Source organism: Streptomyces sp. NPDC013317 (assembly GCF_055563155.1).
This window is the reverse complement of sequence record NZ_JBVHDX010000011.1, coordinates 151,646-168,096: the sequence shown is the minus strand read 5'-3', so window position 1 is coordinate 168,096 and position 16,451 is coordinate 151,646. Positions and strand designations below refer to the sequence as shown.

General features: G+C 72.2%; 22 protein-coding genes and 1 riboswitch. Of the genes, 13 read left to right on the top strand and 9 right to left on the bottom strand.

What is annotated here, in order from left to right; all coding sequences use genetic code 11:
- The first annotated feature begins 109 nt into the window (after positions 1-109).
- The 3 genes from ACZ3IJ_RS26670 (at position 110) to ACZ3IJ_RS26660 (ending at position 1,182) form a co-directional block, all read left to right on the top strand.
- Positions 110-520, top strand: coding sequence for a Fur family transcriptional regulator (locus ACZ3IJ_RS26670; protein ID WP_467472172.1), 411 nt, complete (start codon positions 110-112; stop codon positions 518-520).
- 66 nt (positions 521-586) lie between these two features.
- Entirely contained in the window at positions 587-814 is a 228-nt protein-coding gene (locus ACZ3IJ_RS26665) for an antitoxin (RefSeq protein WP_361597563.1), read from the top strand.
- Complete coding sequence (locus ACZ3IJ_RS26660; protein WP_383170656.1) at positions 811-1,182, top strand: fic family toxin-antitoxin system, toxin component; 372 nt, start codon at positions 811-813, stop codon at positions 1,180-1,182. Before ACZ3IJ_RS26665 ends, ACZ3IJ_RS26660 begins: the two co-directional genes overlap by 4 nt.
- Before the next feature lie 12 nt (positions 1,183-1,194).
- Here ACZ3IJ_RS26660 and ACZ3IJ_RS26655 read toward each other — a convergent pair whose 3' ends face one another.
- From ACZ3IJ_RS26655 to bioB, 5 genes are all read right to left on the bottom strand, one after another.
- Entirely contained in the window at positions 1,195-1,860 is a 666-nt protein-coding gene (locus ACZ3IJ_RS26655; RefSeq protein ID WP_467472170.1) for a class I SAM-dependent methyltransferase, read from the bottom strand.
- A gap of 71 nt (positions 1,861-1,931) precedes the next feature.
- Positions 1,932-2,276 (bottom strand): VOC family protein, encoded by a 345-nt coding sequence (locus ACZ3IJ_RS26650; protein WP_467472168.1) that lies wholly within the window; start codon positions 2,274-2,276, stop codon positions 1,932-1,934.
- A gap of 18 nt (positions 2,277-2,294) precedes the next feature.
- A complete protein-coding gene (bioD, locus tag ACZ3IJ_RS26645; protein ID WP_467472167.1) occupies positions 2,295-2,993 on the bottom strand; it encodes a dethiobiotin synthase in 699 nt (232 codons plus the stop codon).
- 177 nt (positions 2,994-3,170) lie between these two features.
- Complete coding sequence (locus ACZ3IJ_RS26640; RefSeq protein ID WP_467472165.1) at positions 3,171-4,451, bottom strand: adenosylmethionine--8-amino-7-oxononanoate transaminase; 1,281 nt, start codon at positions 4,449-4,451, stop codon at positions 3,171-3,173.
- Positions 4,444-5,739 carry a biotin synthase BioB gene (gene bioB / locus ACZ3IJ_RS26635; protein WP_467472164.1) on the bottom strand — a complete coding sequence of 432 codons (1,296 nt, stop codon included), beginning with the start codon at positions 5,737-5,739 and terminating at the stop codon, positions 4,444-4,446. The genes ACZ3IJ_RS26640 and bioB overlap by 8 nt, the downstream gene beginning before the upstream one ends.
- Before the next feature lie 144 nt (positions 5,740-5,883).
- Between bioB and ACZ3IJ_RS26630 the strand changes: the two genes are divergently transcribed.
- Positions 5,884-7,050 carry an 8-amino-7-oxononanoate synthase gene (locus ACZ3IJ_RS26630; RefSeq protein ID WP_467472162.1) on the top strand — a complete coding sequence of 389 codons (1,167 nt, stop codon included), beginning with the start codon at positions 5,884-5,886 and terminating at the stop codon, positions 7,048-7,050.
- A 158-nt stretch (positions 7,051-7,208) separates the two neighbouring features.
- Positions 7,209-7,667: an ATP-binding protein gene (locus ACZ3IJ_RS26625; protein ID WP_467472161.1), complete on the top strand. Its 459-nt coding sequence runs from the start codon at positions 7,209-7,211 to the stop codon at positions 7,665-7,667.
- Positions 7,668-7,725: 58 nt separating this feature from the next.
- On the opposite strand, the gene ACZ3IJ_RS26620 is transcribed toward ACZ3IJ_RS26625, so the two are convergent.
- The 3 genes from ACZ3IJ_RS26620 to ACZ3IJ_RS26610 all read right to left on the bottom strand — a co-directional run bounded on the left by ACZ3IJ_RS26620 (position 7,726) and on the right by ACZ3IJ_RS26610 (position 9,654).
- Positions 7,726-8,202, bottom strand: a complete 477-nt coding sequence (locus tag ACZ3IJ_RS26620; RefSeq protein WP_467472159.1) for a C40 family peptidase — start codon at positions 8,200-8,202, stop codon at positions 7,726-7,728.
- A 3-nt stretch (positions 8,203-8,205) separates the two neighbouring features.
- Positions 8,206-8,336, bottom strand: a riboswitch (cyclic di-AMP (ydaO/yuaA leader).
- Between the two features lie 381 nt (positions 8,337-8,717).
- Complete coding sequence (locus ACZ3IJ_RS26615) at positions 8,718-9,023, bottom strand: hypothetical protein (protein ID WP_467472339.1); 306 nt, start codon at positions 9,021-9,023, stop codon at positions 8,718-8,720.
- A 7-nt stretch (positions 9,024-9,030) separates the two neighbouring features.
- On the bottom strand, positions 9,031-9,654 hold the full coding sequence (locus ACZ3IJ_RS26610; RefSeq protein ID WP_467472157.1) for a ClpP family protease: 624 nt from the start codon (positions 9,652-9,654) through the stop codon (positions 9,031-9,033).
- Between the two features lie 55 nt (positions 9,655-9,709).
- On the opposite strand from ACZ3IJ_RS26610, the gene ACZ3IJ_RS26605 reads away from it, so the two are divergent.
- The gene (locus ACZ3IJ_RS26605) at positions 9,710-9,994 is read left to right on the top strand and encodes a type II toxin-antitoxin system Phd/YefM family antitoxin (protein WP_383170687.1); all 285 of its coding nucleotides are present in this window, start codon (positions 9,710-9,712) and stop codon (positions 9,992-9,994) included.
- A 56-nt stretch (positions 9,995-10,050) separates the two neighbouring features.
- On the opposite strand, the gene ACZ3IJ_RS26600 is transcribed toward ACZ3IJ_RS26605, so the two are convergent.
- Positions 10,051-11,046: an ABC transporter permease gene (locus ACZ3IJ_RS26600; protein WP_467472155.1), complete on the bottom strand. Its 996-nt coding sequence runs from the start codon at positions 11,044-11,046 to the stop codon at positions 10,051-10,053.
- 104 nt (positions 11,047-11,150) lie between these two features.
- Between ACZ3IJ_RS26600 and ACZ3IJ_RS26595 the strand changes: the two genes are divergently transcribed.
- The 7 genes from ACZ3IJ_RS26595 to ACZ3IJ_RS26565 all read left to right on the top strand — a co-directional run bounded on the left by ACZ3IJ_RS26595 (position 11,151) and on the right by ACZ3IJ_RS26565 (position 16,422).
- Complete coding sequence (locus ACZ3IJ_RS26595) at positions 11,151-11,771, top strand: TetR/AcrR family transcriptional regulator (RefSeq protein ID WP_467472153.1); 621 nt, start codon at positions 11,151-11,153, stop codon at positions 11,769-11,771.
- Between the two features lie 137 nt (positions 11,772-11,908).
- Positions 11,909-12,211 carry an urease subunit gamma gene (locus ACZ3IJ_RS26590; protein WP_383226920.1) on the top strand — a complete coding sequence of 101 codons (303 nt, stop codon included), beginning with the start codon at positions 11,909-11,911 and terminating at the stop codon, positions 12,209-12,211.
- 16 nt (positions 12,212-12,227) lie between these two features.
- Positions 12,228-12,557: an urease subunit beta gene (locus ACZ3IJ_RS26585; RefSeq protein WP_467472151.1), complete on the top strand. Its 330-nt coding sequence runs from the start codon at positions 12,228-12,230 to the stop codon at positions 12,555-12,557.
- A complete protein-coding gene (locus ACZ3IJ_RS26580; protein WP_467472149.1) occupies positions 12,550-14,271 on the top strand; it encodes an urease subunit alpha in 1,722 nt (573 codons plus the stop codon). Before ACZ3IJ_RS26585 ends, ACZ3IJ_RS26580 begins: the two co-directional genes overlap by 8 nt.
- Entirely contained in the window at positions 14,271-14,960 is a 690-nt protein-coding gene (locus ACZ3IJ_RS26575) for an urease accessory protein UreF (protein WP_467472147.1), read from the top strand. Before ACZ3IJ_RS26580 ends, ACZ3IJ_RS26575 begins: the two co-directional genes overlap by 1 nt.
- 32 nt (positions 14,961-14,992) lie before the next feature.
- A complete protein-coding gene (gene ureG / locus ACZ3IJ_RS26570; RefSeq protein WP_467472145.1) occupies positions 14,993-15,682 on the top strand; it encodes an urease accessory protein UreG in 690 nt (229 codons plus the stop codon).
- On the top strand, positions 15,679-16,422 hold the full coding sequence (locus tag ACZ3IJ_RS26565; RefSeq protein WP_467472143.1) for an urease accessory protein UreD: 744 nt from the start codon (positions 15,679-15,681) through the stop codon (positions 16,420-16,422). The genes ureG and ACZ3IJ_RS26565 overlap by 4 nt, the downstream gene beginning before the upstream one ends.
- Positions 16,423-16,451: the final 29 nt, after the last annotated feature.

The window sequence follows — 16,451 nt, the reverse complement described above, 5'->3', positions numbered from 1 at the left end:
ACAGAGTCCAAGTCAAGAAGCGCGCCAATCCTCTACCCCCTCGGAATGCTGGCGCCCCTGGGTGAACGTCGCGTGTCCCGCCGAAGTCCGAGCTGAATGGGTGAACCGAATGAGCGACCTGCTGGAGCGGCTGCGAGGACGTGGCTGGCGCATGACCTCCCAGCGGCGCGTCGTCGCCGAGGTCCTCGACGGTGACCACGTGCACCTCACGGCCGACGAGGTGCACGTCCGCGCGGCGGAGCGGCTGCCCGAGATCTCCCGGGCGACGGTCTACAACACGCTCGGCGAGCTGGTCTCCCTCGGCGAGGTCGCCGAGGTCTCCACCGACGGCCGTGCCAAGCGGTACGACCCGAACGCGCGCCATCCGCACCAGCACCTGGTGTGCTCGCGCTGCGGCACCATCCGCGACGTCCACCCGACCGGGGACCCCCTGGCCGATCTCCCGGTGGGGGAGCGGTTCGGCTTCGCGGTGGCCGCGGCGGACGTCACCTACCGGGGACTCTGCCCCTCCTGCGCCTAGGGTCCGCGCCTTCCTCCGGACGGTTTCATCTGGACGGTGCTAGCGCGTCGGCGCTAGCGTGGTCGTGTGGCCAAGACTCAGCTGAACGTACGGGTGGACGAGAACACCGCCGACACCGCGCGTCGGCGGGCGCAGCAGCGCGGCATGAGCGTCAACCGCTACATCGAGGAACTCGTCCAGCAGGACGCGGGGGAGTCGGGACGCGCCTTCGTCGAGGCGGCGGCCGACTTCATGAAGCAGTACGAGGCCGTGTTCGCCGAGGAGTTCGGGACGGAGCGCGACCGCACCGCATGAGCCTCACGGTCGACCTCTCCTGGCTGCTCATGGTGGCCGAGCACCAGACGCCCGGCGACCCCCAGGTCACCGACTGGGGAGCGCTCGTCGCCGCCGTCGGCAGGCACGACGCCGAGATCTTCGGCGTGCCCGTGTACAGCGACCCGCACGCCCGCGCCGCCGCCCTTCTCCAGCTTCTGCTGCACGTACCGGCGTTGGAGCACTCCAACGCCATGTTCGCCTCCGCCGTCGCCTACGGCTACCTGGTCGCCAGCGGCCTGAAGGTCGTCACCTCGCCCGAACAGGTCCGGGACCTGGCCCGCCTGGTGAAGAAGGGCGAGGCCGACGTGCGCGCCATCGCGGACGAGCTGCGCCAGTGGAGCCGCTGAGCCGACAGCGCCTCAGGGCCTGCGGGCCGTCCCCAGCACGCAGTAGGAGGAGGGCAGTCGCGGCCCGTTCTCCGGTACCTGGAGGTGGCGGAAGGTGACGATCTCGAAGCCCGCCGCCTCGATCGCCGCCAGCGGGTCCCGGGCCGTGTGACAGCCCCCGAACATCCGCGGCCACACCGTGCGGTCCAGAGCTCGCTGGGTCCGCGCCATGCCGGGTGTCGGCGCCAACCCGTGCTCGAAGAAGCGCAGTTCGCCACCGGGGCGAAGGACGCGGTGCAGCTCGGCGAGGGTCCGGTGCACATCCCGTACGGTGCACAGCACCAGCGACGCGACCGCCGCGTCGTAGGCCTCGCTCTTCACCGGCAGCGCCTCCGCCGCGCCCGGCACGACGTCCACCGGCACGTCGGCGCGGAGCGCCGCCTCCGCCGCCAACTGCCGCAGATGGCGCTCCGGTTCGATGGCCACCACCTCGGACACGGCGCCCGGGTAGTGCGCGAAGTTGAGCCCGTTCCCCGCGCCGATCTCGATGACCCGGCCGGAAAGGCCCGTCAGCAGCTCCGAACGAAGGGCGGCGATACCGCCCTTCGTGTCGGCGGAGACGCTGAACCGCGCATAGAAGCGGGCGAAGAGGGGATGGTGGACGGCATCCCGGGGGACCCGGGTGGAACGCGAGGACATCGCGGACCTCCTCCGACGCTCGACGTCGCAGACGTGGACGGACGGAAGGATTCTGCCCCCTGCCGCCCTTCTCAGCCCGACACGAAGCAGAACTCGTTGCCCTCGGGGTCCCGCATCACCTGAAAAGACCCCTGCGGATCGGTGACCACACCGCCGACCCGGGACGCGCCGAGTGCGGTCGCCCCGTCCGCGGCCGCGTCCAGCTCGGGCGCCTCCAGGTCAAGGTGGAGCCGGTTCTTCACGGCCTTGGCCTCCGGCACCTGCTGGAAGGCGATCCGTACGAACCCGGGCGGCTCGACGTACGACCAGTCGGGGCCCCGGTCGACCGGGACCCCGCCGAGGAGCTCGGCCCAGAACCGCACCAGCCCCGCCGGATCGGCGCAGTCGAAAACGATCTCCGAAACGTGTGCGCGCATGGATCCAGCCTACGGAGGTCAGAGCGCGTCGGCGCCCCAGACCCCACCGAGCGCCGGGGCCAGCCACGTGCCCGCACGCGCCCGGAACTCCGCCGGGTCAAGCGCGCCCGCCCCCTCCGGGACGGCCCCGAGGAGCGGCGCCCCGGCCATCTCCGGCAGCTCGGCCACGTTGCAGCGCGAGGCCAGGTCCGGCTCGGCCGGCCAGCTGCCGATCACCACGCCCAGCTGCTCGATGCCGCGCGCCGCGAGCGCCTCGGCGGTCAGCTGGGTCGTGTTGAGCGTGCCGAGCCCGGCGGGCGTCACGACCAGCACCGGTGCGCCGAGGAGACGGGCCGCGTCGGCCAGCGTGCCGCCCTCCTCGTCGAAGCGGACGAGGAGCCCGCCCGCGCCCTCCACGAGCACCAGGTCGTGCTCGGAGGCCAGCTTCGCGGCCGCCTCGGCGACCTCCCGGGGCCCGACCGGCGCCATCCCGGCCCGTCGGGCGGCCGTGGCGGGCGCCAACGGCTCGGGGAAGCGAGCCAGTTCCTCGGAGACCGCCGCGCCGGAGAGCCGTACGACCTCGTCCGCGTCGCCCCGCTCACCGGGCTCCAGTCCGGTCTGCGCCGGCTTGAGCACGGCGACCGACCTCCCCTGCGCGACGGCCACCGCGGCCACGGCGGCGGTCACGATCGTCTTGCCGATCTCCGTCCCCGTACCGCTGACGACGATGACGGTCATGGTGTGTCGATTCCTCTCCTGGGCCCCGCGACCGCACGGCAGCGGGGGATCTGGTGCGCCGGTCGGCGTCCGGGCTCCCGAGGGGCCCGGACCCGGCCCTGCTGCCCGGTGCGCCGGCCCGCCCCCGGAGGACGGGCACGGGCCGGCCTCCGGCTCTCTCTCGTGCCGGCCCGGCCGTCAGCCCGCCGCCGCGGCCGCGCAGGCCGCGGCGCAGATCCGGGCCAGGTCGTCGTCGCCCGTGACGAACGGCGGCATCGTGTAGATCAGGTCGCGGAACGGGCGCAGCCAGACGCCGGCGCGGACCGCCGCCTCCGTCGCCGCGGCCATGTCCACCTCGTGGTCCAGCTGGACGACGCCGATCGCGCCGAGCACCCGCACCTCCCGGACACCGGGCAGCGCGGCCGCCTCCGCGAGGCCCTCGCGCAGACCCGTCTCGATCCGCTTGACCTCCTGCGCCCAGTCCTGGGACAGCAGCAGGTCGATCGAGGCACTGGCCACCGCGGCGGCCAGCGGATTGCCCATGAACGTCGGCCCGTGCGCGAGCACCGGAACCTCGCCGCGCGAGATCCCCTCGGCGATCCGTGTCGTGCAGAGCGTCGCCGCCATCGACAGATAGCCGCCGGTCAGCGCCTTGCCCACACACATCACATCGGGTGAGATCCCCGCGTGGCCGGCGCCGAAGAGCGTGCCCGTGCGGCCGAACCCGGTCGCGATCTCGTCGAAGATCAGGAGCACTCCGTGCTCGTCGCACGCCTCGCGCAGCACGCGCAGGTATTCTGGGGAGTGGAACCGCATCCCGCCCGCGTTCTGCACCACTGGCTCCACGATCACCGCGGCGACCTCGTCCGCGTGGAGCGCGATCTGCTCCCGCAGCATGTCGGCGTACGACTCCTCGTACGCGGTCGGCGGCGCGTCCACGAAGACCTGGCGCTGGAGCACGCCCGACCAGAGCTGGTGCATCCCGCCCTCGGGGTCGCACAGCGACATCGGCTGCCAGGTGTCCCCGTGGTACCCGCCCCGCCAGGTCATCAGGAGCTGCTTGCCGGGCTTGCCCACCGAGCGCCAGTACTGCAGGCACATCTTCGCCGCGACCTCGACGGAGACCGAGCCGGAGTCGCTGAGGAAGACGTGCTGGAGCGGCTCGGGCGTGATCTCCACCAGGCGCGTGGCGAGCCGGACGGCCGGCTCGTGGGTGAGCCCGCCGAACATGACGTGGCTCATCCGGTCCAGCTGGCCGTGCGCCGCCTCGTTGAGCACCGGGTGGTTGTAGCCGTGGATCGCGGACCACCAGGAGGACATGCCGTCGATCAACTCGTCCTGCCCGTGGACGGGTTCGGAGAGCTGGAGCCGTACCCCGGAAGCGGAGGCGACGACCATCGGGTCCGTACGGCCCGGCATGGGGCCGTACGGATGCCAGACGTGCGCCCGGTCCAGGGCCAGCAGTTCCTCGTTACGCATTCGGCGCGAACTCCGTCCCGGCGCCGCGACGACGTACCGCCACCAGGTCCGTACGGGCCCCCGGCACGCCCTCGGCGGCGGGCTCCGCCTCCGAGGACTCCTCCGGAGCCGCGGCCGGCGCGTGACCGCCGCACGGTCCGCAGCCGCCACCCGACTCGGCGTGCGAGCCGCAGCCCGCCGGCGCCGCCGCGGACCCCGACGGTCCGCAGCCGCCCGACGCGTGGGAGCCGCACCCGCCGGCCGCACCCGCGGCGGCCGCCGCACCCGCCTCCGCGAGCGCGTCCGCGCGGTGCTTCGGCAGCGTCGTGGTACCGGCGCCCTCCACCTCGAAGCCGGCGTCCGCGATCATGTCGAGGTCGGCCTTGCCGGCCTGGCCCTCGCTGGTCAGGTAGTCGCCGAGGAAGATCGAGTTCGCGATGTTCAGCGCGAGCGGCTGCATCGACCGCAGGTGCACCTCGCGGCCGCCCGCGATCCGGACCTCCACGTCGGGGCAGACGAACCGCACCATCGCGAGGATCCGCAGACAGCGCTGCGGGGTGAGGTTCCACTCCTTCGCGAGCGGCGTGCCCTCGAACGGGATCAGGAAGTTCACCGGCACCGAGTCCGAGTCCAGCTCGCGCAGCGCGTAGACGACGTCGACCAGGTCCTCGTCGCTCTCGCCCATGCCCGCGATCAGACCGGAGCAGGCGGACAGGCCGGCGGCGTGCGCCTTCTGCACGGTGTCCACCCGGTCCTGGTACGTGTGGGTGGTGGTGATCTCCCCGTACGTCTCCTCGGACGTGTTCAGGTTGTGGTTGTACGCGTCGGCGCCCGCCGCGCGCAGCCGCTCCGCCTGACCGTCGGAGAGCAGGCCGAGGCACGCGCAGACCTCGACGCCCTCGTTCTGCTCCTTGATCGCCTCGATCGTCTTGCCGACGCGGTCCACGTCCCGGTCCGTCGGCCCCCGGCCGCTCGCCACCAGGCAGACCCGCTTGGCGCCGCCCGCGACACCGGCGGCCGCCGCCTGCGAGGCCTCGTCCGGCTTCAGCCAGCCGTACTTGAGGATCCCGGCCGTCGAGCCGAGCCGCTGCGAACAGTACCCGCAGTCCTCGGGACACAGCCCCGACTTCAGATTGACCAGATAGTTCAGCTTCACGCGCCGCCCGAACCACTGACGACGCACCTTGCCGGCGGCGGCCACCACATCGAGCAGTTCGTCGTCGGAGGTCGCCAGTACGGCGAGCGCTTCTTCACGGCTCGGCAGCTCGCGCCGCAGCCCCTTGTCCACCAGCGTGTTCAGCAGGTCCATAAAGGGTGATCCTCGCCTACGGCACACCTCGCGGCCAAGGAGGATCTGAACAAACGAGCCCGATTGAGGTGTGTGCATGGCCACACCCTGTCCCTCGCCGCGGACCGTTAGGGTCTGTGCGCTGCCTACAAAAGGATCTGCCCCATGCACCGGGACGAGGACACCCGCCGAACCCCGTTCGACTGGACCGAAGCGGAGGCGCGCCGCCGCGCGGAGGCGGGTCTCGTCCGCACGCTCCGGCCGCGGCCGGCCGAGTCGGATCTGCTGGATCTGGCGAGCAACGACTACCTCGGACTCACCCACCGCCCGGAGGTCACGGGGGCGGCGGCCGAGGCGGCCCGCCGGTGGGGCGCCGGCTCCACCGGTTCGCGTCTCGTCACCGGTACCACCCGGCTGCACACCCGCCTGGAGCGCGAGCTCGCCGACTTCTGTGGTTTCGAGGAGGCCCTCGTCTTCTCCTCTGGCTACACCGCCAATCTCGCCGCGCTCACCGCGCTCAGCGGCCGGGACGCGCTGATCGTCTCCGACGCGGGCAACCACGCTTCCATCGTCGACGGCTGCAGGCTGTCTCGCGCCGAGACGGCGGTCGTCCCGCACGCCGACCCCGAGGCCGTACGCAAGACCCTCCAGGCCCACCCGGACCGCCGGACCCTCGTGGTGTCCGACTCCGTCTTCTCCGTGGACGGCGACCAGGCCCCGCTGCCCGAGCTGGCGGAGGTCGCCCGTTCCCACGGCGCCGGGCTCGTCGTGGACGACGCCCACGGGCTGGGCGTGCTCGGTGACGGCGGGCGGGGCGGACTCCACGCCGCCGGCCTGTCCGGCGCCCCCGACGTCGTCGCCACCGTCACCCTCTCCAAGTCGCTCGGCAGCCAGGGCGGAGCCGTCCTCGGCCCCGCCCGGGTGATCGAGCACCTGGTCAACGCGGCCCGTACGTTCATCTTCGACACCGGCCTCGCCCCGGCCGCCGCGGGCGCCGCCCTGGCGAGTCTGCGGCTGATCCAGAGCGACCCCCGCCTCGCCGAGCGTGCCAGGACCGTCGCCACCACGCTGCACGGGATGCTCACGGGGGCCGGTCTGACCGCCGTACGCCCGGAGGCGGCCGTCGTCTCGGTGCGCGCGCCCTCGCCCGAGGCTGCGCTGCGGTGGGCCGCCGACTGCCGTGACCAGGGGCTCGTCGTCGGCTGCTTCCGTCCGCCGTCCGTGCCGGACGGTGTCTCGCGACTGCGGCTCACGGCCCGCGCGGATCTGACGGACGCGCAGATCGAGCAGGCCGTCGCCACGATCGTGCGGACAGCACCTCCGGTCGTCTGACCGCAGCTCAAATACGGTCTCTCGTAGCAGAGTTCACCGCTTCGAGCGACAAATATGCACATATCTTGGTGGATCGCCATACGAGGCGGCACGATCGGTGGCACTCTGACGCGTAGCGCAATCCGGGCCGGGCCCGGTGGGAAAGGGACAGCGTCGCCATGGCAGACCACCAGGAAGCAACCGTCACTCTGCCGAGCGATCCCGCCTCGGTGTCCGCCGCCCGAAGATACGTCGCCGACGTCCTGACCGGATGGGGGCTCGCGGAGGCCGGGGACACCGCCGACACCGTCCGGCTCATCGTCTCCGAACTGGCCACCAACGCGGTCCAGCACACCTTCGGGCAGTCGCCCACCTTCACCGTCGACGTCCGCCTGGAGCGCGAGGAGCAGCTCCACATCGGCGTCACCGACAGCCACCCCCGCTGGCCCAAGCGGCTTCCGGCGGCGGTGCAGCAGGACAACGGCCGGGGGATGGTCATCATCCGCTTCCTGGCGGCCGAGGCCGGCGGGCGGCTCTCCGTCACACCGACCAGCGAGGGCGGCAAGACGGTCTGGATCGAACTCCCCTGGACCGCCTCGCCGGACCGGGTGCTCGCGTCTCAGCCGGCCGGCTCCTGACGGCGCGTGGGTGCGGTGGCGCCGCCGCACCCACGCGCCGTTTCAGCTCACCTCGGCGTCAGCGGACCCGGCCGTAATAGACCTTGGACGACCAGATCTTGTCGAGCTTCACCCATGAGCCGGTCTTGGGCGAGTGCCAGATCTTGCCGCTACCCGCGTAGATCCCCACGTGGTAGACCCGTCCACCCGAATGGAAGAACACCAGGTCCCCCTTCTGGCGGCTGGAGGCCCTGATGTGCCGGGTCTTGTTGTACTGCTGCTGCGCGGTACGGGGCAGCGACTTGCCCGCCTTCTTGTACGAGTAGAGCGTGAGCCCCGAGCAGTCGAACCGGGTCGGTCCGGCCGCTCCGTACTTGTAGGGCGATCCCTTCTTCGAGGCGGCGACGTTCAGCGCCTTGCCGGCGTGCGACGTCGCGGCCTGGGCCTCCGGTGCGGCGCCTGGCGCCAGCATCGTGCCGCCGAGGGCGGCGAGGGTGAGAGCCGAGACGGCTCCGGCCCGGGACAGCATGGACGGGACATGAATCTGCGCACTCATGCGCAACCCTTCGTCAGCCGCCTGTGAAGGATGACCTGTCGGGTTCGGGCTGGCGAAGTTGCCCGGCCGCGGCTGCGGCTTCACCCCGAGGAACGGCCCCACCGGCCGACCGTCCCGTACTGCTCGGGTCCTCCACTCCTGCCGATCCACTCCTGTCGACCAGACGTCCGGGACAGCGGCAGGACTCGGCGTCCGCCCGGACCGCCCCGCCGCGGTGGCGGGGGCTTGTCGTCGTGAGGGATCTTGACCCAGAACCAGGGCGAAATCCGAGTCGAAACGACGTTATGTGAGGCTCCTCACGACTGATCCATTCGGGTGGACAGGCAGGTTTCGTGATCTTCTGAGGTTTCGCCGACGAGTCCCGGACCAGGGCTTGAACGCCCGATTCAGCCAGATGCGTACACCCGTTGCGCAACTCACCCCGCACATATGTCGATTCGTCGACTACGCCGAACGGGGGAGCGATTCTGCGGCCTCGCTGCTCCGAGTGGACCTCGACACGACACGCCGGAATGTCAACTCGTCGGAGCCTCCGGCACAGTGACCCGCTGTGATCGGCGCTCCCCGTCCAACACCCGCAGCGCGCGGGCCAATGTCTCCGCGTGGACCTCGGCCTCCCCGCGGACATGCATCACCGTCAGCGCGTCACGGAGGGCGCTCGCCTTCCCCACCAGGGCCTGCGCCGCCCTCAGCGCCCCATAGGTATGCGATCCCCTGGATGGATTGATCCGGCCGAGCAGGTCGACGACTTCGAGATAGGCGTCGATGAACTCGCCCTCGGCGCGCGTCAGGGCGGGCAGCGACGGCAGTTCGGGGACGATGTCCGGCTCACCGCGCCCCGGCGCCGCCCGACGCCCCCCGGTTCTGAACCACGTGGTCCACCAGGCCGTACGCGGTCGCGGCGGGCGCGTCGAGGACGGTGACGCGGTCGATGTCCGCGTCGATCCGCTCGCGGGTCTGCCCCGTGTGGGTGACCAGGATGCCGGCCAGCATGGCGCGCAACCGGATCAACTCGGCTGCCTGGAGGGCGAGGTCGCTCGGCTGTCCCTGCAACGGCTCGTCCGTCGAGGGCTGCTGGAGCACGACGCGGGCGCCGGGCAGAGCGAGCCGCTTCCCCGGCGCGCCGGCCGCGAGCAGCACGGCGGCGGTCGAGACCGCCTGCCCGAGGCAGGTGGTCTCCACCTCGCACGTGACGATCTGCATCGTGTCGTAGATCGCCGCCATCGAGCTGATCGAACCGCCGGGCGAGTTGATGTAGAGCGAGATGTCCCGGTCGGGGTCGGCGTACTCCAGGTGCAGGAGCTGCGCGATGACGTCGTTGGCCGAGGTCTCGTCGATCGGCGTGCCCAGGAAGACGATCCGCTCGTCGAGCAGCTTGGAGTACGGGTCGAGGGTCCGGGTCCCCGCCCTCGTGCGCTCGGTGAACTCGGGCAGGACGTAGCGAGCGTGCATGGCGGCGCCTCCTTGCAAAAAATGTACAGGACGTACAGGCCGTAAGATGAGGAGCATGGCCTACGAGATTCCGGTGACGCAAGCACGTGCAGAGCTCGCCGACCTGATCAACCGCGTGGTGTACGGCAACGAGCGCGTCGTCGTGACCCGGCACGGAAAGCCCCTCGTGGCCCTGGTCTCGGCCGCTGACCTGGACAGACTCGAAGCGGAGCACGAGGCTGCGGAGGACCTGGCGGTCAGTACTGTCTCCGAGGTGCGTCCGCTGCCGTCCGCTCCGGGTGAACAGGGCCGGTTCGGCATCGCGGCGCGCCATCGCGCCCCCGGCACCCCCGGAGCATGACGAAGCCGCGTGCCCCCGTCCGCTACAGCGGGGGCACGCGGCCGTATGAGGAGGCGTCAGCCCACCGGCGCCGGTGAGGGTGCCGGCACGGGAGCCGGGGCGCCCGCCGCCACGCCCGCGGTGCGGTCCCGCCGGCCGCCGAGCATGAGGGCGGCCAGACCGGCGACCGCCCAGATGCCGAGGACCAGCAGCGCCGGGCCCGCGCCCGCGCCGTCGAAGAAGGCGACCGAGCGCAGCGCGCTGCCGCCCGCGCCCGGCGGCAGCCACTGACCCAGCGCGCCCGCCGGCGCGGGCAGCAGCTCCGGTGCGCTCGCCACGCCCGAGAACGGGTTGCCCAGCAGGATCATCAGAAGAGCTCCCACGCCGATGCCCGCCCTGCCGATGAGCGCGGCGAGCCCCGCGATCGTCGCGCCGATCGCGAACACGGTCAGGCCGAGGACCCCGGCCTCCGTCCACCAGTCGCCCGTGAGTACGCCGAGCCAGCTGTGGGCGAGCGTCGCCCCGACGATCCCGGCGAGCGCGGCGGCGCCGATCAGGGTCCCGGCCGCCCGGGCACCGCGCAGGCCCAGGACCGTCGCCACGATGCCGGACGCCGCGCCGGCCAGGACCAGCGGGAACAGGCCCGCTCCGAAGGCGCCGCCCCGGGGATCGCTCGCCGGGGCCGGGACGACGTCGGTCACCTTGATCTGGGTGCCGGCCGGGGCCTGCGCGGTGACGGCCTCGCGCAGCAGCCCGGCGACGACCGGGCTCGCGGCGGATGCCGTCAGCAGCTCCGGTCCCTGCGGCGTGAGGACCACCGCGCCGTATACGGCCCGGTTCTCGATCGCCGTGCGGGCGGCGGACTCGGAGTCGTACCGGTGCACCTCGAAGGCTCCGGCGCGTTCGGTGAGGCGTTGTTCCAGCGGGGCGGTGGCGGTGGCGGGGCCCGCGACGCCGATGGGCAGGTCGCGCGGGGCCATCCGGGCGGCGGGCCAGGCGAAGGCCCAGAGGGCCAGGGCCACGACGACCGGGATCAGTACCAGCACCGCGACGGTCTTGCGGGTGGCGGTCATGACACTCTCGATTCAAAGAGAAGGATCGTTCGTTTTACGGTGCCCTCACTGTCCCGCCAGGGTGCTCGCTTGTCAAGAATGAATGTTCGTTTTAGATTTCGGGCATGGCCCGTGTCTCGCAGGAACACCTCGACGCCCGCCGCCGTCAGATCCTCGACGGCGCCGCGCGCTGCTTCGCCCGCAACGGCTTCCACGCCACGTCCATGCAGGACGTCCTGGCCGAGGTGGGCCTCTCGGCCGGTGCCGTCTACCGCTACTTCAGCGGCAAGGACGAGCTGATCGCGGCCATCGCGACGGAGGCGTTCGCCGGAATCCGCGGCGCCTTCGAGGAGGCCTCCCGCGCGACCCCGCCGCCCACTCCCGACGTGCTGCTCGGCGCCGTCCTGCGACTCTTCCTCGAAGAGCGCATCGAGGGAGCCGATCGGCAGGCCTTCGCGCGGCTGATCCTTCAGGTGTGGTCGGAGACCCTCCGCAACGAGCGCCTCTTCCGGACGCTCTCTGAGGGGTACGACGGCATGCGCGAGGCCTGGGGGAAGCTCGTCGACGCCTACCGTGCGAGCGGGATCATGGCCGCGGACGTCCCCGCCGACCGGGTCGCCCGCACCCTCATCGCCACGGCCCAGGGGTTCATCGCGCAGCAGGCGCTCTTCGGGGACGTGGAGGTCGAGGTCCTGGAGGACGGCCTGCGCGGGCTGATGTCCATGGACGTGCAAAGCCCGAGTTAACGCGCCGGAAAAACTTCCGCCTTAACGTGCAATGTCTGGCCGGGCGGGCCATCGCCGCAGTTCAACAGAGTGTTGACGGTCGGTAAGGTCCGCTGCTGTCCGGGGACTTGCCCGGAGGACGACTGTGAGGTGGAAGCGTGCAACTGTCGCCGCACGAGCAGGAACGCCTGCTCATCCATGTGGCCGCCGACGTGGCCCAGAAGCGCCGGGCGCGCGGTGTGAAGCTCAACCACCCCGAGGCCGTCGCCCTGATCACCACCCATGTCCTGGAGGGCGCCCGCGACGGCCGTACCGTCGCCGAGCTGATGGCCTCCGGCCGCAAGGTGCTCACCCGCGACGAGGTGATGACGGGCATCCCCGAGATGATCCACGACGTCCAGGTCGAGGCCACCTTCCCCGACGGCACCAAGCTCGTCACCGTCCACGACCCGATCGTGTGACGGGGGAGCGCAGCCGATGATCCCCGGAGAGACTCTTTACGGTGAAGGTGGCATCGCCCTCAACGAGGGCAGCCCGGTCACCCGCCTCACCGTCCTGAACGCCGCCGACCGGCCCGTCCAGGTCGGCTCCCACTACCACTTCGCCGAGGCCAACCCCGGTCTGGACTTCGACCGTGCCGCCGCGCGCGGGCAGCGGCTGCACATCGCCGCCGGCACGGCGGTGCGCTTCGAGCCCGGCATCCCGGTCGAGGTCGAACTCGTCCCTCTGCGGGGCCGTCGCGTCGTCCCCGGCCTGCGTGGCGAGACGGCCGGCCCCCTCGACGCGAACGGAGGCGACCGTGCCTGAGCTGCACCGCGCCGTCTACGCCGACCTGTTCGGACCCACCACCGGTGACCGCATCCGGCTCGCCGACACCGACCTGCTCGTGGAGATCGAGGAGGACCGCTCCGGCGGCCCCGGCCGCGCGGGCGACGAGGCCGTGTTCGGTGGCGGCAAGGTCATCCGCGAGTCGATGGGTCAGGCCCGGACCACCCGGGCGGAAGGCGCGCCCGACACCGTGATCACCGGTGCCGTGATCATCGACCACTGGGGTGTGGTCAAGGCCGACATCGGCATCCGCGACGGCCGGATCACCGGCATCGGCAAGGCGGGCAACCCCGACACCATGGACGGGGTCCACCCCGACCTCGTCATCGGTCCCGAGACCGAGGTGATCGTCGGCAACGGGAAGATCGTCACCGCGGGCGCCGTCGACGCCCACGTCCACTTCATCTCGCCCACGGTCGTCGAACAGGCTCTCTCCACGGGGATCACCACGCTCGTCGGCGGCGGCACCGGGCCGGCCGAGGGCACCAAGGCCACCACCATCACCCCCGGCCCCTGGCACCTGGCCAGGATGTTCGAGGCGCTGGACACCCTCCCCGTGAACATCGGACTGCTCGGCAAGGGCAACACCATGTCCCGGGAGGCCATGCACTCCCAACTCCGCGGCGGCGCGCTCGGGTTCAAGATCCATGAGGACTGGGGCGCGACCCCGGCCGTCATCGACGCCTGTCTGAGCGTCTGCGACGAGACCGGCGCCCAGCTCGCCATCCACACCGACACCCTGAACGAGGCGGGATTCGTCGGCGACACCCTCGCCGCGATCGCGGGCCGAACCGTCCACGCGTACCACACCGAAGGCGCCGGAGGCGGGCACGCCCCCGACATCATCACCGTCGTCTCCGAGCCGTACATCCTGCCCAGCTCGACCAACCCGACCCGGCCGCACACCGTCAACACCATCGAGGAACACCTCGACATGCTGATGGTCTGCCACCACCTCAACCCGGCCGTGCCCGAGGACCTGGCGTTCGCCGAGTCCCGCATCCGCCCGTCGACCATCGCCGCCGAGGACGTCCTCCACGACCTCGGCGCCATCTCGATCATCTCCTCCGACTCGCAGGCCATGGGCCGCGTCGGTGAGGTGGTCATGCGCACCTGGCAGACCGCGCACGTGATGAAGCGGCGCCGCGGCTCCCTGCCCGGCGACGGTCGCGCGGACAACCACCGGGCGCGTCGCTATGTCGCCAAGTACACGATCAACCCCGCCGTCGCGCAGGGCATGGACCACCTCATCGGCTCGGTCGAACCCGGCAAGCTCGCCGACCTCGTCATCTGGGACCCGGCGTTCTTCGGAGTGAAGCCGCAGACCGTGCTCAAGGGCGGCCAGATCGCGTACGCGCAGATGGGGGACGCCAACGCCTCCATCCCGACCCCGCAGCCCGTGCTGCCCCGCCCGATGTTCGGCGCGCTCGGAAGGGCCGCCGCCGCAGGCTCGTTCAACTTCGTCGCCGAGGCGGCGATCGAGGACGACCTCGCGCAACGGGTCGGCGTGCACAAGGAGTTCACCCCCATCCGGAGCACCCGCCGGGTCACCAAGGCCGACATGCGGGAGAACGACGCCCTGCCCCGGGTCGAGGTCGACGCCGACACCTTCACCGTCACGATCGACGGCGAACCGGTCGAGCCCGATCCCGCCGAGGAACTGCCCATGGCCCAGAGGTACTTCCTCTTCTGATGACCTCCACCACCCCAGCGAACGGCGTCGGCCGGGCCGCGCTCCTCGTCCTCGCCGACGGGCGCTTCCCGGCCGGCGGGCACGCCCACTCCGGCGGCGCGGAGGCCGCGGTCAAGGCCGGACGGATCACGGACCCGGCGAGCCTGGAGTCCTTCTGCCGAGGCCGTCTGCACACCACCGGGCTCACCGCGGCGGGTCTCGCCGCCGCGGCCGCCCTCGGCCACGATCCGCACACGCTGGACGCGGCAGCCGACGCCCGCACCCCCTCACCGGCCCTGCGCACGGTCGCCCGCAAGCTCGGCCGGCAGATGATGCGGGCGGCGCGCGCCACCTGGCCGTGCGCCGAACTCGACGCGCTCGCGGCGGCGTTCCCGCGCGGCGCACACCAGCCCGTCGTCCTCGGCGTCGCCGCACGCGCGGCGGGGCTCGGTCCCGAGGACGCCGCGCACTGCGTCGTGTACGAGACGGTCAGCGGCCCCGCCACCGCGGCCGTACGGCTCCTCAGCCTCGACCCCTTCCGGGCCACCGCCGTGCTCGCCCGCCTCGCCCCCGAGATGGACCGGGTCGCCGAGCGGGCCGCCGCCGCGGCACGTCAGGGCGTCGACGCCCTCCCCGCCGCCTCCGCGCCCCTCCTCGACATCACCGCCGAACAGCACGCGGCCTGGCCCGTACGCCTCTTCGCGTCCTGAGACCCCAGACCTGAGAACCACAGGAGCGTCCCATGCACCTCGACCACTCCCACGACCACCTCGGCGCGGTGTCGGCCGACGCCCACCGCCCCGACGGAACCCGGCGCGCCCTGCGGATCGGGCTCGGCGGCCCCGTCGGTTCCGGCAAGACCGCGACCGTCGCCGCGCTCTGCCGCCTGCTGCGCGACCAGCTATCGATCGCCGTGGTCACCAATGACATCTACACCAGGGAGGACGCCGAGTTCCTGCTCCGCAACGCCGTCCTGCCGCCCGAGCGCATCCAGGCCGTCGAGACCGGCGCCTGCCCGCACACCGCGATCCGCGACGACATCTCCGCCAACCTCGAAGCCGTGGAGGAGCTGGAGGACGCGGTCGGCCCGCTCGACCTGATCCTCGTCGAGTCCGGCGGCGACAACCTGACCGCCACCTTCTCCAAGGGCCTCGTGGACGCCCAGATCTTCGTCATCGACGTCGCGGGCGGTGACGACATCCCCCGCAAGGGCGGCCCGGGCGTCACCACCGCCGACCTGCTCGTCGTCAACAAGACGGACCTCGCCCCGTACGTCGGCTCCGACCTGGAGCGGATGGCCCGCGACGCCGAGGCGCAGCGCGGCGGCCTGCCCGTCGCCTTCACCTCGCTCACCGGCGAGGAGGGTGTCGCTCCCGTCGCCGCCTGGGTCCGCGAGCGGCTCGCCGCCTGGACCGCGACCGTCGCCGTATGAGCCTGCGCGCCACCGCCCGCATCGTCGTCGACGCCGACGGCGGACTGCCGGTCCTCCGCGGCGAGGGGCCGCTCGCACTCCGCCGTACGCGCACCACCGGCGCGTACACCCGCGTCACCGTCGTCGGCGCGATGAGCGCCCCGCTCGGCGGCGACCGGCTGGCGATCGAGTCGGAGGTACGGGACGGGGCGCGGCTCCTGGTCGACTCGGCCGCCGCGACAGTCGCCCTGCCCGGTCGCGGCGCCGAACCCGCCACGTACGACCTCCGGATGAGCGTCGGCGACGGGGCCGTGCTGCGCTGGCTCCCCGAACCGCTCGTCTCCGCCCGGGGATCCGACCTGAGGATGCGCACCACCGTCGAACTCGCGCCCACCGCCCGGCTCGTGCTCCGGGAGGAGCAGGTCCTCGGCCGCCACGGCGAGGAGACCGGCACCCTCACCACTCGCCTCACCGTGCACCGCGCCGGCCGTGCCCTGCTCGACCAGGAGCTGGCGTACGGACCCGGCGCCCCCGGCGGCTGGGACGGCGGCGCGGTCCTCGACGGACACCGGGCGACGGGCCAACTTCTCGTCGTGGACCCCGAGTTCGAGGACAGGCCGGTGGAGCCGCGCCCGCTCGCGGCGAACGCCGTCCTCGCCCCGCTCGCCGGCCCTGCGGCCCTGGTCACCGCCGTCGCCCCCGACGCGCTCCAGCTCCGCCGCGCCCTCGACGAGGCGCTGGAAAGCTTTGCCGTGTGGTGAGTTCACCGCTCAGCGGTACACAGCTGTCC